This is a genomic window from Algoriphagus sp. oki45, assembly GCF_036245605.1.
Lineage (GTDB): Bacteria > Bacteroidota > Bacteroidia > Cytophagales > Cyclobacteriaceae > Algoriphagus.
On record NZ_BTPC01000001.1, the window covers coordinates 1,845,809 to 1,868,027 of the forward strand.

At 42.9% G+C, this 22,219-nt stretch carries 21 protein-coding genes and 1 pseudogene; 13 read left to right on the forward strand and 9 right to left on the reverse strand.

Annotation, left to right across the window (positions count from 1 at the left end; genetic code table 11):
- Positions 1–8 precede the first annotated feature (8 nt).
- A complete protein-coding gene (locus AAA942_RS08025) occupies positions 9–623 on the forward strand; it encodes an IMPACT family protein (protein ID WP_338219718.1) in 615 nt (204 codons plus the stop codon).
- Here AAA942_RS08025 and AAA942_RS08030 read toward each other — a convergent pair.
- From AAA942_RS08030 to AAA942_RS08040, 3 genes are read right to left on the reverse strand one after another with little or no spacing between them, the layout of a single operon-like run.
- Positions 613–1,215, reverse strand: a complete 603-nt coding sequence (locus tag AAA942_RS08030) for a 3'-5' exonuclease (RefSeq protein WP_338219719.1) — start codon at positions 1,213–1,215, stop codon at positions 613–615. The genes AAA942_RS08025 and AAA942_RS08030 overlap by 11 nt on opposite strands.
- A complete protein-coding gene (gene nhaC, locus AAA942_RS08035; protein WP_338219720.1) occupies positions 1,212–2,669 on the reverse strand; it encodes a Na+/H+ antiporter NhaC in 1,458 nt (485 codons plus the stop codon). The genes AAA942_RS08030 and nhaC overlap by 4 nt, the downstream gene beginning before the upstream one ends.
- A gap of 49 nt (positions 2,670–2,718) precedes the next feature.
- A complete protein-coding gene (locus AAA942_RS08040) occupies positions 2,719–3,846 on the reverse strand; it encodes an NAD(P)/FAD-dependent oxidoreductase (protein WP_338219721.1) in 1,128 nt (375 codons plus the stop codon).
- A gap of 76 nt (positions 3,847–3,922) precedes the next feature.
- Between AAA942_RS08040 and AAA942_RS08045 the strand changes: the two genes are divergently transcribed.
- The gene (locus tag AAA942_RS08045; RefSeq protein ID WP_338219722.1) at positions 3,923–4,402 is read left to right on the forward strand and encodes an Mpo1 family 2-hydroxy fatty acid dioxygenase; all 480 of its coding nucleotides are present in this window, start codon (positions 3,923–3,925) and stop codon (positions 4,400–4,402) included.
- Between the two features lie 47 nt (positions 4,403–4,449).
- Here the strand turns inward: AAA942_RS08045 and AAA942_RS08050 are convergent, their stop codons facing one another.
- Positions 4,450–6,729 (reverse strand): patatin-like phospholipase family protein, encoded by a 2,280-nt coding sequence (locus tag AAA942_RS08050; protein ID WP_338219723.1) that lies wholly within the window; start codon positions 6,727–6,729, stop codon positions 4,450–4,452.
- A 180-nt stretch (positions 6,730–6,909) separates the two neighbouring features.
- Here AAA942_RS08050 and AAA942_RS08055 point away from each other — a divergent pair, with 180 nt between their 5' ends.
- A complete protein-coding gene (locus AAA942_RS08055) occupies positions 6,910–7,401 on the forward strand; it encodes a DUF4494 domain-containing protein (protein WP_338219724.1) in 492 nt (163 codons plus the stop codon).
- A gap of 130 nt (positions 7,402–7,531) precedes the next feature.
- Here AAA942_RS08055 and AAA942_RS08060 read toward each other — a convergent pair whose 3' ends face one another.
- Entirely contained in the window at positions 7,532–8,143 is a 612-nt protein-coding gene (locus tag AAA942_RS08060; RefSeq protein ID WP_338219725.1) for an HD domain-containing protein, read from the reverse strand.
- 81 nt (positions 8,144–8,224) lie between these two features.
- Here AAA942_RS08060 and AAA942_RS08065 point away from each other — a divergent pair, with 81 nt between their 5' ends.
- Entirely contained in the window at positions 8,225–9,274 is a 1,050-nt protein-coding gene (locus AAA942_RS08065; RefSeq protein ID WP_338219726.1) for a PAS domain-containing protein, read from the forward strand.
- Between the two features lie 52 nt (positions 9,275–9,326).
- On the opposite strand, the gene AAA942_RS08070 is transcribed toward AAA942_RS08065, so the two are convergent.
- Entirely contained in the window at positions 9,327–10,199 is an 873-nt protein-coding gene (locus AAA942_RS08070) for an SDR family oxidoreductase (RefSeq protein WP_338219727.1), read from the reverse strand.
- Between the two features lie 78 nt (positions 10,200–10,277).
- On the opposite strand from AAA942_RS08070, the gene AAA942_RS08075 reads away from it, so the two are divergent.
- Positions 10,278–11,078 (forward strand): hypothetical protein, encoded by an 801-nt coding sequence (locus AAA942_RS08075; protein ID WP_338219728.1) that lies wholly within the window; start codon positions 10,278–10,280, stop codon positions 11,076–11,078.
- An 89-nt stretch (positions 11,079–11,167) separates the two neighbouring features.
- On the opposite strand, the gene ahcY is transcribed toward AAA942_RS08075, so the two are convergent.
- Complete coding sequence (gene ahcY / locus AAA942_RS08080) at positions 11,168–12,487, reverse strand: adenosylhomocysteinase (RefSeq protein ID WP_338219729.1); 1,320 nt, start codon at positions 12,485–12,487, stop codon at positions 11,168–11,170.
- A gap of 75 nt (positions 12,488–12,562) precedes the next feature.
- Positions 12,563–13,327 (reverse strand): biotin--[acetyl-CoA-carboxylase] ligase, encoded by a 765-nt coding sequence (locus AAA942_RS08085; protein WP_338219731.1) that lies wholly within the window; start codon positions 13,325–13,327, stop codon positions 12,563–12,565.
- Between the two features lie 60 nt (positions 13,328–13,387).
- On the opposite strand from AAA942_RS08085, the gene rsfS reads away from it, so the two are divergent.
- The 4 genes from rsfS to AAA942_RS08105 all read left to right on the forward strand — a co-directional run bounded on the left by rsfS (position 13,388) and on the right by AAA942_RS08105 (position 17,542).
- Positions 13,388–13,735, forward strand: coding sequence for a ribosome silencing factor (gene rsfS, locus AAA942_RS08090; protein ID WP_338220034.1), 348 nt, complete (start codon positions 13,388–13,390; stop codon positions 13,733–13,735).
- A 67-nt stretch (positions 13,736–13,802) separates the two neighbouring features.
- The gene (ftsH, locus tag AAA942_RS08095) at positions 13,803–15,872 is read left to right on the forward strand and encodes an ATP-dependent zinc metalloprotease FtsH (protein ID WP_338219733.1); all 2,070 of its coding nucleotides are present in this window, start codon (positions 13,803–13,805) and stop codon (positions 15,870–15,872) included.
- A gap of 63 nt (positions 15,873–15,935) precedes the next feature.
- Entirely contained in the window at positions 15,936–16,712 is a 777-nt protein-coding gene (locus AAA942_RS08100) for a UDP-2,3-diacylglucosamine diphosphatase (protein ID WP_338219735.1), read from the forward strand.
- Positions 16,709–17,542: a hypothetical protein gene (locus AAA942_RS08105; RefSeq protein ID WP_338219736.1), complete on the forward strand. Its 834-nt coding sequence runs from the start codon at positions 16,709–16,711 to the stop codon at positions 17,540–17,542. Before AAA942_RS08100 ends, AAA942_RS08105 begins: the two co-directional genes overlap by 4 nt.
- Positions 17,543–17,591: 49 nt before the next feature.
- On the opposite strand, the gene AAA942_RS08110 is transcribed toward AAA942_RS08105, so the two are convergent.
- Entirely contained in the window at positions 17,592–18,017 is a 426-nt protein-coding gene (locus AAA942_RS08110) for an FKBP-type peptidyl-prolyl cis-trans isomerase (protein ID WP_338219737.1), read from the reverse strand.
- A 181-nt stretch (positions 18,018–18,198) separates the two neighbouring features.
- Here AAA942_RS08110 and AAA942_RS08115 point away from each other — a divergent pair, with 181 nt between their 5' ends.
- The 4 genes and pseudogenes from AAA942_RS08115 to AAA942_RS08130 form a co-directional block, all read left to right on the forward strand.
- Positions 18,199–19,581: a sigma-54-dependent transcriptional regulator gene (locus AAA942_RS08115; protein WP_338219738.1), complete on the forward strand. Its 1,383-nt coding sequence runs from the start codon at positions 18,199–18,201 to the stop codon at positions 19,579–19,581.
- A complete protein-coding gene (locus AAA942_RS08120) occupies positions 19,571–20,914 on the forward strand; it encodes a sensor histidine kinase (protein WP_338219739.1) in 1,344 nt (447 codons plus the stop codon). The genes AAA942_RS08115 and AAA942_RS08120 overlap by 11 nt, the downstream gene beginning before the upstream one ends.
- 274 nt (positions 20,915–21,188) lie before the next feature.
- Complete coding sequence (locus AAA942_RS08125) at positions 21,189–21,932, forward strand: FkbM family methyltransferase (protein WP_338219740.1); 744 nt, start codon at positions 21,189–21,191, stop codon at positions 21,930–21,932.
- Between the two features lie 93 nt (positions 21,933–22,025).
- A pseudogene (locus AAA942_RS08130) lies at positions 22,026–22,168 on the forward strand (ATP-binding protein); the annotation flags it as partial.
- Positions 22,169–22,219: the final 51 nt, after the last annotated feature.

Consider the following 22,219-nt stretch of genomic DNA (forward strand, 5'->3'; position numbering starts at 1 on the left):
GAATCGGAATGAGCCAAAATCCAATGGATGATTCGTACCTCACCTTTGCCCGAGAATCAGAAGGGCTTTACAAAGACCGGGGAAGTAAGTTTCATTTTTTTGGATTTCCTGTCCAGTCTGAGGAGGAAATCAAAATCAAACTTTCGGAATTGAAGAAGGTCTACTTCGATGCCAGTCACCATTGCTATGCTTGGATTTTGGGCAAAGAAGGCATCCATTTCAGAGCCAATGATGATGGAGAACCCAATCACTCCGCAGGGGATCCGATTTTGGGACAGATCCGATCTCATAAATTGACCAATGTATTGATAGTAGTGGTGCGGTATTTTGGAGGCACCAAACTTGGTGTGAGCGGACTGATCCAAGCCTACAAAACTTCAGCCCAAATGGCTATAGAATCCAACGAGATAGTCAGCCAGTTTCTTCAGAAGCAGGTCAGATTAAAATTCCCCTATGAAGCGATGAATGAGGTAATGAAAATGGTCAAATCACTGGACCTGAGCATTATCGAGCAAGAAATGCATCTCAACTGTGAAATCGTTCTAAAATTTCGCGCAGGACTGAAAGAAGAGGTGGAAAACAGGGTTTTGGATATGGAATCAGTGGAGCTTCTCAGCGATTGATTAATTCATCCAGAAAACCTTCATCCCTTAATACCTTGTAAATCTCCAAGCAAGCCCAAGCATCAGTAGCGGCATACCGAAGCTGCTTTTCAGTCAATCTTTCAGCTTCCCAATTAGACACCTGTTCGGACTTGGAAATCCTAATCTTCAGCACCATTCCACTGAGATTTCTTACGCCTACATTGTGAAATCCGACTTTTTTCAGCTCGTCATTCAGATCAAAAAAGGAAGCAGGGTGAAAAGAATTGGTCAACTTTCGAAGTGCCTTGATATCATCATGCACCGCAGCCCCTACCTTAATCAGGTTGTCTTTTTCGAGCAGACTTCTTAATTCATTGGGAAAACCGATCGAATTCAGTCTAAAAAGAAAGGCCTGTGTTGCAGTGGACAATTGCAGAAGTGACACATGATTAAACTGTCCTTTTCGGAAGGACGGCTTAGTCTCTGTATCAAACCCAATGATGTCCTGATCTTCAAGGAAATCCACGACCTCTCCCACATCCTCTGGATGATCGATCAAAAATATTTCACCTTCAAACTGCCCCAATGGCAGCTCATTGATTTCTTCTTTGCTAATACTGTAAGGGATCATACCAATTCTTCCTCCGGCTCATAATAGCGGATACCCAGATTAAGATATCCATAAAGAATGGTCATAAATGGGCTTATTATATTGAAAAAGCAATAGGGAGCATAGACCAAAGTCGCCACTCCCAATACGGATGCCTGAGTGGCTCCGCAAGTATTCCAAGGCACTAATACTGAAGTAACCGTTGCCGAATCTTCCAAAGTCCGACTCAGATTCTCAGGTTTCAGCCCTCTTTTTTTATACACATCAGCATACATTCTTCCAGGCACCAGGATCGCCAGGTATTGATCAGAAGTGGTGATATTGAAGAAAAGACAAGTGGCTGCAGTAGAAGCAATGAGCGAGCCTACCCGATGTACTTTTCGGATGATGGACTCCGCCAAAACTTTCAGCATCCCGCTTTCTTCCATAATCCCTCCAAAAACCATCGCACAGATAATCAGCCAGATGGTATTCAGCATTCCCGCCATTCCTCCGGTCACCAGGAGCTCATTCACAATAGCGTTGTCAGTCACCACGCTGATTTCTCCATAGAGGGCCATCATCAGCGCTTTAAAGCTCAGATAGGCGTACGACCCGGATTCATTGGCAATGAGTTGAATGATTTCAGGCTGAAAAATCAAAGCAAACACCCCTCCCAATAAAGCTCCAGTCAAAAGTGCAGGCAAGGCGGGGACTTTTCTGATGATCATCACTAAAACGACCACAGGAACTACAAAAAGCCAAGGAGTAATGTTGAACTTGGCCTGAATCACCGAAGAAATAGTCTTGACATCCTCCACATTCCCCCCGGTCTCATAATTCAGTCCGATAATGATAAATAAGATAAAGGTGATACTGATAGAAGGAATTGTGGTCTTGGCCATGTACCGGATATGGGTAAAAAGATCCGTTCCCGCCATAGCAGGTGCCAAATTGGTCGTATCCGAAAGCGGAGACATCTTATCTCCAAAGTATGCACCTGAGATAATCGCGCCGGCGATGATACCCTCTTCAAAACCCAATGCCTTTCCAATTCCTAGAAGGGCAACCCCTACTGTGGCCACAGTGGTCCAGCTACTTCCGGTAGCGATCGATACCACCGCACTGATAAAGCAGGCCGCAAAGAGGAAAATCACTGGACTTAATACCTGCAAGCCATAATAAATCATAGCAGGCACTATTCCACTTAATAGCCAAGTACCAGCCAAAGCTCCAATCAAAAACAAAATCAGTATACTGCTCATGGCCGAACTGATGCTTTTCACGACTCCGTCTTGAAGCGTCTCCCAAGAATAGCCCAATCTGAATACAGCTACACAAGCGGCTACTGCTGCCGAAAGAACCAAAACGATCTGATTGGAACCGGATAATCCATCTGTCCCAAAAACTTGGATATTAATTACCAAAAGAACAATTAAAAAGGAAAGGGGGATAAGCGCGTCGAGTACTTTTGGGGACTTGGGTAAGCTTTTCATCAACTGAGATTCAGGAAAATTGAGGTTCAATCTAAATAAAAAAAATCAATTACCTGCCCGAAAGAAGCTCCGAAAGCTCTTTTCCTACCTGCCAGCCAATGGCTACCCCCATACCACCTAATCGGACAGCTGCTCCCAATCGATCTCCTACTTTTTGGATCAGAGGAATTTTTTTGGAGCCAAATGCCATAATACCAGTCCATTCCATCTCCCAAGAAAAGGTTTTCCCCGGAAGAATGACCGTTTTGGCGAGGGCATCCAGGTGACTTTTAATCTTTGGGTTAACTTTAAATTCTGTGGATGTTTCTCCTTCAAAATCCAAATTTCTGGCCCCTCCCAGCAGAAGCCGACCGTCGATTTGACGGAAATAAACGTAACCCCTATCCATATGGTAGGCCCCTTTCCATGGGATTTTTCCATCTATAGGTTGGCTCAATAGAATCAATCCCCTACCCGGGTTAATTTCAGATTCAGGCCAGAGTTTTTTGGTAAATGCATTGGTACAAATCCCGACTTTTTGAGCTTGAAATTCAAAAATTCTCGATCTGTCCAGATTTTCTGCCAAAACCAGTCCGGTATCCTTTTGTACTTCAATCACCGCCACTCCGGTGAGGATTTTCACCCCCATTTCCGAGGCCATTTTCCAGAGTGCACCAAGGTATTTGCCGGGATCCAATTCCCCTTCGAATCTATTTTCAACCACCGCCTTAACTGAGGAAGAAAACCCAAGTTTTTTCGTTCTTTTTACCTGAGAAAAAACATCTTTTTTGAAAATGGTCTTGAGGAGGCGATTTACTTTTTCCAGGTCATTTAATGCCTCTTCTGACTTTTCATCCAAAATTTCAAATCCGTGATTTGCTTTATACTCCAAGGTTTTGTCTCCAAAAACCTTCCGGATCTCCTCCAATCCTCGATATCTCCTTTTCACCAACCCTAAAACCTCCTCCTCAGAAAGAGTCTGCAAATCATCCAAGAGCTCCGTTAAGCTGCCAAAGCAAGCAAATCCGGCATTTTTCGTACTTGCTCCTGTGGGAAAAATCTCCTTTTCCAAGACCAAAACCTTGGCTTTGGGGTTTTTCTTCTTGAAATGAATTGCAGTAGAAAGTCCGGTAAAGCCCGAACCGACAACAATCAAATCATGATTCAAAAAGTTTTTTTGCTCCCAATAACTGATCATTTTCAATCGGTTTGATTTAATTTTTTCTTCCAGTTGATTAATTTGACCCAACTTAATCGAAGAAACCCAAAAAGCCATGAGAAAGATCGACTTGCTACTCGAAGAATACGGGGAGAGCCACCAAAACCCAACCAATAAATTGATTCATTGGGTCTGCGTGCCGGCAATATTTTTCAGCGTTGTAGGATTGATTTTCAGCATCCCTGCCGGTTTCCTCCCGTCGGCTTTGTCTTTTCTGGGAAATTTTGCCAATTGGGCCACCGTCGCTCTTTTACTGGTGATGATCTATTACATCTCCCTTTCTGTACCACTTTCTTTGGGCATGTTGTTCTTTTCCGCTCTTTGTTTGGCATTGGCCAATTTTCTAGACATCTCCTTCCCCGGATATCTTTGGTTGATCAGCTTGGCAATATTCGCTATTGCATGGGTCGTCCAGTTTGTTGGACATAAAATAGAAGGCAAGAAACCTTCCTTTTTCAAGGATGTCCAGTTTTTGATGATCGGACCTGCTTGGCTGATGCATTTTATATACAAGAAGATAGGAATCGGCTATTGAATCCATGCACCTCAGGACAAGGTCATTATCCTATTAAATACCCGGGATCATTCCTCTTTTTCAAAGATTTCCACCAGTCTTTGAAGTGCTGCCTGATTCTTTTGGGTATTGATACTCATCAGAATTGATTTCTTTTCTCTGGCTGTCAATCTCCAGTTGAGTGAGGCTCTTTGCATCGTTTCCTGACTTCCTGTAAGTTCTGCAGCCTGAACTTTTTCGGGAGCATATTCAAACTCCACCCGCTCCAAAACAAATGGCATGGACTCCAACATGTAGTTGAACAAAACTTCATTTTGGATGGTCTGCACATTGTCCCAATTAGCATAGATGTTTTTGAGAGGATTAAAAACTTTTTGAAAAATCCGTGGGAGCTCAGTCTCGGGGATTTGTGTGGTTTTTTCAGAATCTCTGATTGTAATCAATATGACGCCTGAGGTATTATTACTTATCCACTCCCTAAATACATACATGAATCGCAAGGCATCCTGAATCCCAAAATTGTCTGAAAGGCCGGTATCCATGGTTTCCATTTGAGGACTGGAAGGCAGTTGAATATTAGGCGTGATAAAGGGGAAAGTCGCGCTCATTCTGAGAGCTGTCAGAAACCGGAGGTTTTGAGGCTGATGATTTTCAAAAAAACGAAGAAAATCAATAGACTGCTTTTTCTCTCCCGGGATGGTTTTGCCTAGTACGGAACTTCCCAAAAAAGACATGGAATGCGGGGAAATCACCAATTTTCTTCCATCATTAGTAATCAATGAAGTGACTGGCAAAAGCGGAATCTCTCCTTCCATTTCTGGTTTCTTGTAGGCTTTGAGCGGTTTGTCCAAAACTCCCCGAGTATTGTCATTGAGTTGCTTTTCAAATGCATAACCTCGATCCTTGAGATAGCTAAATCCCTGATAGCTGAATTTCTGATTCCGTATCAATAGATCATTGACTAAGAGTGTGAAAATAATTGGGTTGAGATTATCGGCAGAGATTTGATCCAGGTACTTTGGATCGGAGAGCAGGACCGAGGAATCTGACAGAGACCTTAAATACAACTCCCGGAAGAAAGCTTCACCAATCACCCCTCCTGAGGCTCCTGTGTAGAGCTTGGTATGTCGCGTGGCTTTCCCTTGGGTGGATTCATGAATGGTCTGAAGGACATGAAAAGTCCAAAGACTTGCTCTTTGCCCTCCTCCACTCGCGGCGGTAATCACCATTTTGGGTAAGGAATCCTTCCCCACTCGTTCTTTCCAATTGTTCAAAATTTGAATAATATTCTGCTTATCCTTTGTCAATGTGTCCGGATGGAGCAGGTCATCCAACCTTTCCACAGTATAGGCTGCAGGAGCTTGTGAATAATCCAAGCCAAACGCTTCGTGAGGCCGATTAAAAAGGGATAAATTGGAAAAGTAATTAGCAAAAAACAGCAAGATTACGACAGTGATTGTAGAATAACCTCGCAGCCAGAAACTAAGTGCTCCCACCAGCATAATCAAGATGGACAAAAGCAAAAGCGAACTCATGGCCGCGGGAAACATAAGGAATTCCTGCTCCTTAAATAAGCCTAAAAAGAGGACGAACAAAATCAGAAACAGTTGAATACTAAGAAGATTGAGATGATTTTGATCGAAAACTCTCAGTAATTGCACTTTTTCAAATCGAGCAATATCTGGCCTAACCTCACGGATTCTAAGTTTATAATCAAGATAAACCTCCACCCGTTCTCTTTTGTCTTTAAGCTCTTTTATTCTGCTTAGCGTACTGGCTCGGGTGAGTTTTACTTTTCGAAGTCTTTTATTCACTGAGCCGGCAAAAAGGATGAAAAAATCTTTATTGGTCAATGCCGAATACCCAAAAATAATAAAATAGGTCACAATACTCCCCGCAGCAAAACCCAGATAATAGTGTAAAACATACCAATCGGAAGGAAGGTCATTGTCCAGCTGAAACGTGATAAACTTGATGGTGTAGAGGAAGTAAAAAAGAAGAGGAATAATGGAGTTGTTGAAACAATAGGTGATAAATGGTTTGGGCACAATCGCCAGAAACCGGAAAAGACTACCATCCATGATGTAAGTAGTCATGTGATAGGCCATGGTAAGAATAGCCAATCCGACCCCCATCAAGAAAAAACTGATCCAGGAAACCTCATGCAAATACTCTGGATCTAAAAAAAGAAATGGAATCCCCAATACCACTCCAAACTGTTCGAGAATAACCCCGGATAAAACAACCCAAATCAGGAGTAGACCAAGGTTTTTCCTAAGATGAAGAAGGAGGAGCTGAACTGGGAAACTTAAGATTAACTTTTGTCGCATGGCATTTTTCGTGCACATAAGTTATAGTTTTTTTACTTCAATCGAGCCTTCGGAAGGAGCTCAAAAAATCAAGTAGTATTATTTTGGTTTCCAATGAATTAGACTTATCCGCTAAAAAATCAAAAAGATTCTCAGAGAAATATCTGGCTGCTTTCAGCTAGAAAAAGTACTTTCGGCAAAGAATTAAAAGGTGGAAAAATGAGAATTTGGTTTTTGTGCAAAGTAAAATACGCAAAGGAAAATGAGGAAGGCTTATTGAAAAGCATTTCCGAGCAATACTTGGTTGATGCAGTCTCATTTACAGAGGCAGAAGCAATTCTATACGATCGCTTAGGATCTCAAATTCGCGGTGATTTTCAAGTTACGGGCATCAGCAAAAGCAATATCGTAGATGTTTTTTACTATGAGGATGCGGATATCTGGCACAAGTGCAAAATCACCTATCTTATCGCTGATGCAGATTCAGGAAAGGAGAAAAAAGTAACCCAATTCATGATAGTCACGGCAGAGGATGTAAAACAGGCCTATGATCGAATCCAGGAAAGCTTAAGCAATATGCTGGTAAGCTTTAGAGTTCCTGATATTACAGAAAGTCCGATAGTAGAAGTCTTCCCCTTCGAAAAAGATGAGGTGGCCGAACAGCTTCCTCCAGGCAATTTCAGACCACTTAATGAAATCGAGCAAGATTAAAAAAGAGGCTGTCTCAAAAGTGAAGTTTGTCACATTGAGCGAAGTCGAAATGTAGTCCGAAAAGCTGGAAATGGCCTTCGACTCCGCTCAGGCTGACAACGAAATGATTTATGAGACAGCCTCTTTTTTTTTATGAAAGATCTGCATTTAGCTGATTATCAATTACAAGTTGAATTAACTCCTCTTGGGAGATATTTGCCCGTTCAGCGGAATCTTTGATATCTTCTCGGCTTACCTGTGCAGCAAAAGTTTTATCCTTAAGTCGCTTTTTCACTCCTTTTATTTCCATGCCCAAATATCCTTCGGGTCTCATCAGGGAGTAAGCATGGATAAATCCACTCAACTCGTCAAAAGCATAGAGCATTTTATCCATCTCGGTAATTGGCTCTACTCCAAAATATCTGGGACCATGAGAGGCGATAGCCCTAATGATCTCAGGGTCAATCTCCCTAGCTTCCAATTCTTCAATGATTTTACGGCAATGTTGATCAGGCCATTGGTCCCAATCTGCATCATGAAGCAAGCCGGCTAAATACCACTTGTATTGAATGGATTCGTTATATCCTTTGGATTGGGCATAAGACTTCATCAAATGTGCAACCTGCTTCATATGAACCTTAAGTTTTTCATTTTTGACCCAATCATCCAGTAAGCTCATTGCATCTTCTATGCTTAGGATTTTACCTTGATTAACCTGATTTCCAAAAATCGAACGATTCAATTGAAGTGAAGTGCTTTCCATTTTAGATGTATTTTTATGCAGTTTGAATAATTATTTTTGCTTTTTGTTTATTTAAATTTACTAATTATTTATCTTTGCTCAATGAATAGTTGGGAATCCATCCAAGTCCTTAGCCAGCTGGCCATCACCTCCGAATATTTTTTGCAGGTGACTTTGGATAAATCTGGCCGGGTTTTATCCTCTGACTCCGGGATAGGCCCTGTACCCAGTTTATTCGATTATAAAGAAAAGCCAATTTATTTTGCGGATTGTTTCATTTCCTCCGAATGGTCAAAATTTGAAAACCAGAGGTTAAAGGCCTGGAAAAGCAGCCACCAATCATTTTTCATTGAACTTCACAAAATCAATCACCCAGAAGAAACTACCACCTTGACAAAATGGGAGTTTTTTTTCATTTCGGAGGATTTTGGGACTTGCCTTGGGATTGGTCATCCTGTAGATCCACTCAAGCCCTACAGCCTGGGCCTTGGTGAATTTATAGATGGCAATTTTGGAAATAATGAACTGGTAGACAGTCTTCTTGAGAATAAGGTGTTAGGATTCTGGAAGTTTGACCTTGGAAATGAAAAAGAGCAAATCAGTCCAGGTCTTGCCCAAATTTTGGGATATGGCGGTGAGGAAATCCACTCAAAAACAAATCTATCCTGGCAAAATCATATTCACACGGATGACTTGAATAAGGTCTCCAAACAACTTCGCGGTCATTTAAAGACAAAAGGAAACCTTCCATTTCGATCAGAATTCAGACTGGTTTCAAAAAATCATCAAGTCACTTGGGTGATTGCTTTCGGCAAAACCACACACTGGACTTCAGATGGCTTTCCAAAGTTGCTTCAAGGACTTTTGATTGACATAACTGAAAAGAAAAAACAGGAAATCTGGCTCCGAGAACATCATTATTTTTTGCGCGATCTGGCATTTCAGCAATCCCATTCCCTAAGAGCCAGAGTAGCAAATATCATGGGAATTTTGGAGATAATCGAGACAGAGAGTCATTCTGAAGAAACCCAAAAGCTACTCAACATCATCAAAACAGAAACAAAAATGCTGGACAATTCCCTGAAAAAGAGCATCAAAGAATCTGTCCAGCAAAACCAAAGTTGGGAAAGAGGAATACAGGGAAAAGGCTAAAGATTCCTGATTTTCCATTTTGCCTTCAAATAGCCCCAAATCACTTTGGGGCTTACTGCTTTTTTCCCCTTGATGCCTCCAGCATATCCCACATAGCCTCGGGTATTTGATCCAGATTATTGAATTCTCCTGCCCCTTTAAGCCATTCACCACCATCAATAGTCATCACTTCTCCGTTGACAAATGAAGAGAAATCAGAAACCAAATAAGCGGCTAAATTGGCCAATTCCTGATGCTCACCCACTCTTCCGACGGGGACTTTTTTAGCAGGATCAAACTTCTTCACCAAGTCTCCCGGTAGGAGCCTACTCCAGGCTCCCTCAGTAGGAAATGGTCCAGGAGCGATTGCATTGGAACGGATACCGTACTTGGCCCATTCTACCGCTAAGGAACGAGTCATGGCCAATACTCCTGCTTTTGCGGCAGCCGATGGTACAACATAGGCCGAACCTGTCCAAGCATATGTAGTGACTATGTTAAGAAAAACTCCGGGCTGTTTTTGGGCTATCCAATCCTTGCCTGCAGTCAGAGTAACTTGCGAAGTACCTTTCAAAACGATATCCAAAACTGTATTGAAGGCATTTACGGAAAGTCGCTCAGTAGGACTGATGAAGTTGCCCGCGGCATTATTAAGCACCACATGAATTTGCCCCAGTTCTGATTTGGCTTTAGCCCACATCTTCTCCACCTGCTGAATATCTCTTACATCGCAGGCAACAGGAATCACACGGCCTCCCTTCTTTTCCATCATTTCTTTGGCGGTATCTTGAAGGACATCCAGTTTCCGGGAAGTGATCACCAAATTGGCTCCCAACTCCAAAAAATACTCTCCCATGGATTTTCCCAAGCCGGTTCCTCCTCCGGTAATCAGGATGTTTTTATCTTTGAGAGCATCGGCTTTTAGCATTCCTTGATTAAAGTTCATCAGTTTGGTAAGATTAGTTTCAGCCAAGATAGGAATCGGGCGCGGTAATTGAAAGAAGTTCAGTCTTCGGATTTGAATATGAAAAAGCTGTTTATTTATTTCTTAATTCTGAGTCTTCTTTTCTCTTGCAATGAAGAAATCAGCAGGGATATCACTACCGATCTTTCGATGGAGGCAGATCAATTTTTCGATTTTTCAACTGCAATCAATGAAGGCGGATATCTGGGGAATTTTTCCTATCCTGACTATTTTAGAACACAAAGTCAATCTTTACCGGGCTGCCCAAAAATTGAAATAGATCAGACTTTGCGCATTGTTACTTTGGATTATGATGCGGTAGATTCCTGTACCCAGGAAAAAACCCTCAAGCGAAAAGGTAAAATAAGATTGGACTTTTCTCAATCCAATACTCAAATCGGCACTTGGTGGATGGAGTACATTGATTATCATTTTGAAAATACCGAAATCAAAGGTAAGCGAGAGTTTAAAGCCCTTACAACCAGTCAAAATCAAGAAAAATTTGAAAATCTAAGATTTAATAGGGATACGGGTCTCTCTTTCGTGGCCAATGGCACCAACACTTATTTTGTATCCCGCTTTTCATTCAGACCTTTTGCAATCAGCTTCGTAGGCAAGATCGAAGGGACCAATCCGGCAGGTAGAAAATTCAGCCAAACCCTGACTAAAGCAAAAGAGGTTTACATCAATTGCTACAGTGAAGGATGGATTCTACCTTTTGAAGGGGAGGAAACCTGGACTGTTGAGCGTGGGCAAGGCAGAGAATTAACTTACCGATTTAACTTTTCCAGTGAGGGTCAGTGCGAGCCTATAGTCAATGCACTGCTTCCTGATGGGAGAAATTTGATTTTGAATCCTTGATTATCCATGATTCTTTTTCCCAGCTTGCAAAGGCTTAAAAAGAAAAAAACCCGGATAACTCCGGGTTTTAATAGTGAGAATACTTCTGATTAGTATCTGTAGTACTCCGGCTTGAAGGGACCTTTTACTTCCACGCCGATATACTGAGCCTGATCTTCAGAAAGCGTGTCCAGTTCTACGCCCAACTTGGCCAGGTGAAGTGCCGCTACTTTCTCGTCCAAGTGCTTTGGAAGCACATAGACTCCCGGCTGATAGTTCTCGTGATTTTTCCATAACTCCAACTGAGCCAAAGTCTGATTGGTGAAGGAATTGGACATCACAAAGGATGGGTGACCGGTGGCACAACCCAGATTAACCAATCTCCCTTCAGCCAAAACAATGATTTCTTTTCCGTCGAGATCATACAAGTCTACTTGAGGCTTGATGACATTCTTGGTCTTGCCATAGTTTTTGTTCAGCCAAGCCATATCGATCTCATTATCAAAGTGGCCGATATTACAAACGATGGCCTTGTCCTTCATCGCTTTGAAATGCTCTCCGGTGATGATGTCCTTGTTTCCCGTTGCAGTCACTACTATATCAGCTTCTTTCACGGCATCAGCCATCTTTTTCACAGCAAAGCCATCCATCGCAGCCTGAAGCGCACAGATTGGGTCGATTTCAGTCACAATCACTCGTGCGCCAGCTCCTCTCAAAGAAGCCGCTGAACCTTTTCCTACGTCTCCATATCCTGCCACGACTGCTACTTTACCTGCCATCATCACGTCAGTAGCTCTACGGATAGCATCTACCAAAGATTCTTTACAACCATACTTATTGTCAAACTTGGATTTGGTCACGGAGTCGTTCACGTTGATGGCTGGCATTGGAAGCGTACCATTTTTCATTCGCTCATACAGTCTGTGAACTCCGGTCGTAGTCTCTTCAGACAAACCTCTGATTCCGGCAACCAACTCGGGATATTGATCCAAAACCATATTGGTCAGGTCTCCTCCGTCATCCAAAATCATATTCAAGGGCTGTTTTTCCTCTCCGAAAAACAAAGTCTGCTCTATACACCAGTCAAATTCTTCTGCGGTTTGGCCCTTCCATGCGTACACCTGAATGCCCGCTGCCGCTATCGCTGCTGCCGCATGGTCTTGTGTGGAAAATATGTTACATGAAGACCAAGTCACCTCTGCACCCAAAGCCACCAATGTTTCGATCAAAACCGCAGTCTGGATCGTCATGTGAAGACATCCTGCGATTCTGGCCCCTTTTAATGGCTGGGATGGACCAAATTCCTCTCTCAAAGCCATAAGGCCCGGCATCTCTGCTTCGGCCAATTTGATTTCTTTTCTTCCCCACTCCGCCAAGGAAATGTCCTTCACTTTGTACTGGATGAATTTCTCAGATTTGATTTCTGACATCGTATTGAATATTAACAGTTAAAAACTTTTTCAGCCGGCAAAGTTACCTCATAAATTCGGCAAACAAAAACCCAATCAATAGTCAGCAAACTGGATTTCTTTCAAATCAAACTCTTCGAAGTCTCCATTTTCATACTCCACGACCAATTTACCCTCCTGACTGATCCCATCAATTTTGGCCTTTATCCGATTTGACCTGATAAAAAAGTAAGCCCACTCACCCAAACGAAACAAATGACTGAGATACTTTTCTTTGATTTCCTTGTGCTTTCCCTTTTTGAGGGCAATGTATCCTTGCTCAAGTTGGGCCATAAGGAGTTTGAACAGTTCCTCAAGATCATATTCACTGCCCGTCAGGGAAGACAAAGAGCAGGCCTTATTCGAGAGGAATTTGACTTGATTGATATTTATCCCTATTCCTACGAGCGCATATTCCCAGCCTTTTTGTCCCAAAATATTTTCAATCAAGATTCCACCCAACTTCCCTCTTTTCGGCGCCACCAGGTCATTGGGCCATTTTATCTGGAGGTCAGGAATGTAATCCTGCAGCACTCTTTGTATAGCATTGGAAACGAACATATTGAGCAAAAACTGCTGAGAAACATCCAGAAAATCAGGCCTTAATACCAAGGTAAATGTAAGGTTCTTTCCCGGCTCCACTTCCCAAACATTTCCTCTTTGCCCCTTTCCTTTACTCTGATGCGAACAGATTACCACAGTCCCTTCTTGAGCTTTGCCTGACCTGACTAACTGCATGGCAGTGTCATTGGTCGAGTGACACTCTGGCAGGAAAAGGACATCTTTCCCCAGAAAAATGGTGTTGGCAAGAATTTTATACATTAATTTTCGGTTCGGCTAAAGGATAGAAGTTAGAAGCCGGTTCAAAATTAAATGAATTATATGACAGCAGAAGGGCTGAGCAAGGTTATCATCAAAGGTATGGAGGAGAAAAAAGCCTCTGATATTTTGGTGATGGATCTAAGAAACATCAAAAATACAGTGACCGATTTTTTTGTGATTTGCTCAGGAAACTCAGACACTCAAGTGGATGCCATCTCCCAATCCATAGAAGAGCAAGTACACAAAGCAGGTGAATCACCAGCTTGGAAAATCGAAGGCAGATCCAACGGTCAATGGGTATTGATGGATTATGTTAATGTAGTGGCCCACATCTTTCTCAAGGATAAACGCGAGTTTTACGGACTAGAGGAGCTTTGGGGTGATGCCAAAACCACCCGCATAAATTAAAATCCGGATGAACTTTCAAATGGTTAATCCGTTTTAGCATAAGTTTATAGAATTACCGAAAAAAGCGATGAGCGAAACCAATAAGAATAAAAATTTTGTACCTAAACCTCCCCAAAAGCCAAATTTTCAGCTCTATCTGATTATTGCTGCAGTTTTGGTATTGCTGGGACTGACATGGATTCAGCAGAGAGGTGTAGTTATAGATATAACGCAGAAAAGATTTGAGGACATGTATCTAGCGGGTGATGTGTCCAAGGTAGTAATCGTCCGAAATATGAATCGTGTCGACGTGACTCTGAATCCTTCTGCCCTTCAGAATGCCAAATACAAAACTGAATTAGAGAGTAATTCTACCTTCTTTAATCCTTCCGGACCGCATTATTCTCTAAATGTAACCACACCGGACAAGTTCCAAGAAGACTTCGAGAAACTTCAAGAACGTGTACCTGAAGACCAAAGAATTCCTTTTGAGGTCAAAGTAGAGGAAAACTGGACCAATTGGTTCAGCAGTTTTGGATTCTTGATCCTTTTGTTTGTCTTCTTCTGGTTTATGATGAGAAGAATGGCTGGCCCATCTGGTCCCGGAGGACAAATATTCAACGTAGGAAAATCCCGTGCTCAGCTATTCGATGCTGAGAATAAAGTCAAAATCACCTTTGATAATGTGGCAGGTCTGGATGAGGCCAAGGAGGAAATTCAGGAAATAGTAGAATTCCTTAAAAATCCATCCAAATTCACCAAGCTGGGAGGTAAAATCCCGAAAGGCGCTCTCCTAGTAGGCCCTCCGGGTACCGGTAAAACCTTGCTCGCAAAGGCCGTGGCAGGGGAAGCAGGAGTACCATTCTTTACCCTTTCGGGTTCTGATTTCGTGGAAATGTTCGTGGGTGTGGGCGCTGCCCGTGTCCGCGACCTCTTCAAGCAAGCAAAAGAGAAAGCCCCTTGTATTATCTTCATCGATGAGATAGATGCTATCGGCCGATCTAGAGGAAAAGGTCAAATGCCAGGCTCCAACGACGAACGAGAAAATACGCTCAACTCCCTTTTGGTAGAAATGGACGGTTTCGGAACCGATTCAGGTGTAATTGTACTTGCTGCCACCAACAGACCGGATGTATTGGACAGCGCATTGCTGAGACCGGGACGATTTGACCGACAGATCTCCATCGACAAGCCGGATATCGTAGGCAGAGAGGCTATTTTCAAGGTTCATCTGAAGCCAATCAAAATCTCCGACGATGTGGATGCCAAAAAGCTGGCCGCACAAACCCCCGGATTTGCCGGAGCAGAAATTGCTAACGTATGTAATGAGGCAGCACTTATCGCAGCCCGAAGAAATAAATCTGCTGTAGACATGCAGGACTTCCAAGATGCCGTAGACCGGGTAATTGGAGGTTTGGAGAAGAAAAACAAGATCATTTCTCCTGAAGAAAAGAAGATCGTGGCCTATCATGAAGCAGGACATGCTGTGGCAGGATGGTTTTTGGAGCATGCCGACCCATTGGTGAAGGTATCTATCGTTCCCCGGGGGGTAGCAGCTTTGGGCTATGCCCAGTATCTTCCCAAAGAACAGTTCCTGTACCAAACAGAGCAGCTCATCGATGAGATGTGCATGACTTTGGGCGGCCGAGCAGCGGAGGAGATCGTTTTTGGAAAGATTTCCACAGGAGCCTTAAGTGACTTGGAAAGAATTACCAAAATGGCTTACAGCATTGTTTCCGTGTACGGAATGAACGAAAAGCTAGGCAATATCTCCTTCTACGACAGCAAAAGCGATGGGTACAAGATGACCAAGCCGTACTCTGAAGCTACTGCGGAAATGATCGACCAGGAAGTAAGTAAATTGATTCAATTTGCCTACGAGCGTACCTTGGATTTGCTCAAGGAGCACAGAAATGAATTGGAGACTTTAGCCAATGAGCTTTTGGAGAAGGAAATCCTCTTCCAGTCTGATTTGGAGAAACTGATCGGTAAGCGTCCTTTTGCCAAGGAGACCACTTATCAGGCTTATACAAACAAAAAGGAAGCTCCAAAAGGCCCGGAATTAGTCAGCAAAGAAGAAGAAGGAAAAGAAGAAAGCTCGGATCCACTTACTTCCCAACCCATACCTGAACCTAATCCAGACAATCAGATCAACTGATCCCAAAGCCCCGGATTTTTTCGGGGCTTTTTTAATTTTGCCCTCCCCTAGTATCTTTAGCGCATGCAATCCCAACCCCTGAACTTTCATCTAAGAGGCAAGAAAATCTATTTCGCTTCGGATTTTCATTTGGGTGCTCCTGACCGGGAAACAAGCAGGGCAAGAGAAGCAAAAATCATCCGATGGCTGGAAAGCATCCGAAGGGATGCTGCGGCAATTTTCTTAGTCGGAGATATCTTCGATTTTTGGTTTGAATACCGTGAGGTCATTCCCAAAGGGTTCATTCCTTTTATTTCAAAAATCACCCAACTACGTGAAGAAGGCATTCCAATTCTCTTTTTTACAGGCAATCATGACCTTTGGATGAAGGATTATTTTACACAAGAACTGGGAATACCTGTCTATGCCCATCCCATAGAGCTTTTGGTCGATGGAAAGAAAATCCTTGTCGGTCATGGAGATGGTTTAGGACCTGGAGACCATACTTACAAGTTGCTTAAAAAAGTCTTCACCAATCCAGTGGCTCAGTGGTTGTTTCGCTGGCTTCATCCTGACCTGGGGATTCGTCTGGCCAAAGCCTGGTCTGGACACAGCAGAATTACCAATATCGAAAAAAACGAGAACCATTTCCTTGGAGAGGACGAGTGGCTTTGGGCGTATTGCAAAGATTTGGAGGCCAAAACCCATCATGATCTCTATATTTTTGGCCATCGACATCTACCCTTGGAATTAGAAGTTTCGGACAATTCCACCTATTTTAACTTAGGAGAGTGGGTAAGTCAGTACACTTTCCTAGAGCTCTCCGAATCCGAGCCCCGTCTGAAACACTTTGAAGAATGAATTCCTTCCTTTTGATTCTGATTTCTGTTTTTTCAAACCTTCTTTCAGACCCCAGTCCGAAAGCCCCCCTTTTTACCAACCCATCTGCCGAAATCCCTTTAGAATACCTTGATTTAGTCTCTTTGGATACACGGGACCAGATATTTGCCAGCAATACCTCGGGAGACGTTTATCTTTTTGACAAAAACGGAAAACAACTCAATCTCTACTCCCCGGTAAATCAAGGAAGATTACATCAGTTGGAAGCTTCATGGACAGTCAATATTTTCACCTTTTCGGCCGACCTTCAGGAATACCGAATTATGGATCGATTCCTGAATGAGCTCAGCAATAGACAGTTTTTTTCTACCGGTATAAATTTGCCAAAAGCTGCAACCTTGGGCAATAACAACATCATCTGGGCTTGGGATGAATCCGATTTGTCCCTAAAAAGCCTCAATTACCTACAAAATCAGATCATCCAATCCCAGCCGCTCAATTTGATATTGGAATTGGAAAATCTTACTGTCTCCGAGATCAGAGAATTCAAAAACCGACTCTTCATGAATGTCCCTGAGTCAGGGATTTACATTTTTGACAATCAGGGGAATTTTCTTCAAAAAGTGAATCTGAGGATCGACCAAAGGCTCTGCTTTTATCGGGAAAATCTATTTTGGGTGGAAGGAAACAAGCTTAAAATGTATTCTTTGGGATTGAAGGCCATTTTTGATGTGGGTGTGCTGCCTACAAAAGATGTACAATACCTTCAGATCGGTCAGGAAATCATCACTTTTGTCAAAGAAGACCGGATAGAAATCTATCCACTTCCAGAAGGTCTCAAAATCATATAAAAAAAGCCACAGGCAGGACCTGTGGCTTTGTTGCATATGTTCTCAGCGATCAGTTAATCGCTACAAGCTCAATATCGAAAATCAAATCTTTGCCCGCCAATTCGTGGTTCGCATCCAAGGTGATTTTTTCCTCAGTCACATCCACCACAGTCACGGGCATAGGCTGACCGCCTCCACCCTGCAGGACTAGCTGAAGTCCGATTTCAGGAGTGATATTCGGTGGAACCTGACTTACTGGCACATCGATCATCATATCGTCTCTGCGCTCTCCGTAAGCCTCGGCAGCAGGAATGGTTACAGTTTTTTTATCTCCAATCAGCATCCCATAGACTGCTGCATCAAATCCTTTGATCATATTGCCATCTCCCAAGGTAAATCCAAGGGGTTCTCTGGACACCGAGCTGTCAAATACACTTCCGTCATCGAGTCTTCCAGTATAATGCACTTTTACAGCATCGCCTTTCTTTGCTTGCATGTGTTTTAATTTTAGTGAGTTACAAAGGTAAGGCTAAAAAACCGGACACCCAACCGGACAAAAGTGTACGGAAACAGTATAAATCCGTACACTTTCGGACACTATATCTAGGAAATAAGCCTAAATTGTCCATAAATGCACTTGGCACCATTTTCCCAAGACTAATCCCAAATAAGTAACCATGGAAAATCAGACACTCGGCAAAATCCTGATCATAGACGACAATGAAGACCTACTCTTTGCAGCAAAAATGCTTCTAAAGAAGCATGCCAAGGAAGTGGTGATGGAAAAAGACCCCAGACGGATTCCTTTTTTGATCAGCAACAACAACTTTGATGTGATCCTGCTGGACATGAATTTCCGGGAAGATACCACTTCGGGTAAAGAAGGTTTCTATTGGTTAAATCAGATCAAGGAGATCGATCCCAAAGCTGTCGTTATCCTGATTACTGCTTTTGGAGATGTGGAAATGGCTGTTCAGGCTCTAAAGGAAGGAGCTACGGACTTTATCCTGAAGCCTTGGCAAAATGAAAAGCTTATCGCCACTCTTCATGCGGCAGTAAAACTTAAAGAAAGCTACAATGAGGTAGACAAGCTCCAATCCAAGCAAAAACAACTGCAGACCGATCTGAAAAAGCCCTACACGGACATTATCGGGAGTTCGGCCTCCATGAAAAATATCTTTTCCATCATTGACAAGGTAGCCCAAACCGATGCCAATGTGCTAATCCTCGGGGAAAATGGAACCGGAAAGGAACTGATTGCCCGGGACATCCATGAGCGCTCATTGAGAAAAGATGAGATTTTCGTGGGCGTAGATATGGGTGCGATCACGGAGACACTCTTCGAGTCGGAGCTTTTTGGACACAAGCGTGGAGCCTTTACCGATGCCAAAGACGATCGTGCAGGCCGTTTTGAAATTGCCGACAAAGGGACCCTTTTTCTGGACGAAATCGGAAACCTCTCCATGCCTCTCCAATCCAAATTGCTGACGGTATTACAAAAAAGAGAAGTCACCCGAATTGGAACTAACAAGGCCATCCCGGTAGATATCCGACTGATCTGTGCAACCAATATGCCAGTACATGAGATGGTACAGGATCATACTTTCCGTCAGGATTTGCTCTATCGAATCAATACTGTGGAGATTTTCCTTCCTCCCCTCCGAGAAAGACAGGACGACATCCCAACTTTGGCCAATCACTTCCTAAAGCAATACGGGCAGAAATATCGTAAGAATTTCAGCGGCTTCACTCCATCTGCAATGGAGCTCCTGCAGCGCTACACTTGGCCGGGAAATATCCGGGAACTGCAGCATGCCATCGAGCGGGCCATCATCATGGCCGAAGGTGAGCAACTGGACAGCCGGGATTTCTTTTTCCTTTCTGCCAAACCTGCCTCTGAAAAAGCACCGCTCGTGAACACGCTCAATCTCGACGACATGGAGCGAACCACCATTCAAAAAGCTATTGACAAAAACGGAGGAAATATCTCCAAGGCCGCTAAAGAGCTCGGGCTAACCCGCGCTTCTCTTTACAGAAGACTGGAAAAATATGGATTATAGAGTTGGGTTATTGGGAAGAATTGCCTTGATGGCGGCCTCCTTGTTTCTTTTGGCTTATGGCATCATCGATGACTGGGGAGTCTTTATGATTTCCCTATTCCTGATTCTCGTGGTCTTTCAGTTGATTTTTTTGCTCAGGTATTCCGAGAGCTCTTTCAAAAAAGTCCGGGTTTTTCTGGACAATATCAAGCAGGACAAATATTCTCAACTCTATCCTGTCAAATTTGACGGGACCGAAACCGACGATCTTCATATAGAGTTTAACGCCATCCTGGCCAAGCTCAAGGAAGATCAGGCCGAAAAGGAGGCCAACTACCAGTATTTCCGCTCAGTATTCAAGCACCTGAGTATTGGTTTGATCACTTTTGGGGAAAATGGGGACATCCAAATTCTCAACGTAGCAGCCAAGCGAATCCTGCAGGTCGACGAACTCAAAAACATCTCAGAGATCGAGGGGGTCAACAAAGAACTGCACCTAGCCATCCAAAACCTCCGAACTGGCGGCAGTGAGCTAATCAAAATAGCCCATCCCGACGGGATCATGCAGCTCTCTGTGTATGTCATTGAGCTCCTGATGAGAGGAGAACGATTCAAACTGGTTTCTCTCCAAAACATCCAATCCGAACTCGAAGAAAAGGAAATGGAAGCTTGGCAAAATCTTGTCAAGATTCTTACCCACGAGATCATGAACTCCATCGCTCCGATCTCCTCCCTTGCGGGTACGCTGAAGGGCGAACTGGAATACAAAATCGACCACGATGAGCCTCTACTTCCTGCCGATATGGAAGACTGCATGATGGGCATCAGCACCATCGAAAAGCGAAGTGAGGGATTGATCAGTTTCGTTTCGGATTTCCGGAGCCTGGCCCATATTCCTCCCCCAAAGTTTGGAAGTATCGGGATTTCCAAGCTTTTCGACCAGTTGGAAATCCTCCTCCAAAACCAGCTCGAAGCTCAAGGAATCACGCTAAAGAAGGAACTCAATCCAAAGGAACTGATACTCTTTGGAGATCAAAATCAGATTGAGCAAGTCCTGATCAACCTGCTCCAAAATGCCATTCAAGCGCTGGAGGATGCCGAGGAAAAAACCATTACCCTCAAAGCCTATATCGATGAGGCCGGAAAGATCATTTTGGAAGTCTGCGATACCGGAAAAGGCATCGAAGAAGAAGCCTTAAGCAAAATCTTCATTCCTTTCTTCACCACCAAAAAGAAAGGCTCGGGAATCGGGCTGTCTCTCTCCAAGCAAATTATGCGCCGGCACAAGGGAAATATTCAGGTCCGCTCCACACTGGGTGAAGGGACTACCTTTAAATTGATTTTTAATGGCTAGATATAAAACCTAAATCCCATTTAGACCTGCTCCAATTTTTTTCAGAATTAGAAGCTCTAATTTTCTCCAAGTAGTTTACCTTGCCGATAAAGCCAAATTGAGTTTGTAGTTTTATCAAATTCGGGTTTATATTGAATGACCACCCATAACTCTTCTAATGAATTTATCAAAACTCGCTATCTACTCTCCAAAAGAAATTTACCAATTGATCAAGTATTCTATAGGAAGAAAATTGCTGGGACAGGTGCCCATAGGATTGAGGCATTCGCATACCTTGTTTGACGAACTTTACGCAGAGGGAATCTCACTGACCAAAAAGTCGGACTCGGTGACCTTCAATTATTCTATCAACAACCATCCTCTTACCATCACCCTTTTAAAAAATTCGGCTGATATGATTGCCTTCAAGCAGGTAATCATGGATAAAGAATATGGAGGAGTGGTAGATTTTTTTAAAAAAAATCATCTCCCCTTACGGACCATGATTGATGCTGGCGCAAATGTGGGATTCACAACTATTTTCATGAAATCTCATTTTCCTGATGCAAAGATCATCTGTTTGGAACCTTCAAAAGCTACTTTCGAAAGGCTTCAGCGAAACATCAGGGAAACAGGTTTTAAGGATATTACTACTTTGAATTTGGGACTTTGGGGTAAAAAAACACATTTGAGTGCAGCAGGGGATTTTGAAGCAGGGCTTGACTTAGCTTTTAGATTAGTGGAAACTTCCGATGCCAGCAATGCGCTGTTTGAAGTTACTTCTATTCCTTCCCTGAAGTCGCAATTTGAATTAGATGAAATAGATTTTTTAAAAATTGATATTGAAGGCGGAGAAGTGTCTGTTTTTGGTAAGGAAACAGAATTAAGTTGGCTGAATAATGTCAAGGTGATAGCTATGGAAATCCATGACGAGTTTTTCTGCCGAACGGAAATTGAAAACACGCTTATTTCTTATGGCTTTAAGCTTTCTCATTCAGGAGAATTGACAATTGGAATTAATTTAAATTTATTGCCATGAAAAGAAATATGGCTTTAGCCTACTCCTATTAGGAGAAGATGTATTAGAACGGGATATGTTCAATTATTTTTTGAAATTTAAAATTGCCTTTCTATTCCTTTTTACACCACCAAAAAAAAGGTTCTGTAATCGGCTTATCCCTTTCCAAACAGATTATTCGTAGGCACAAAGGGAATATTCAAGTTCGTTCCGAGCTTGGAAGAGGGACTAACTTCAGGCTAATTTTTAATGGATAAATGAGAATAAGTTGAAATTTTGGCTAATCAATAAATGCTAATTTTTTTTCT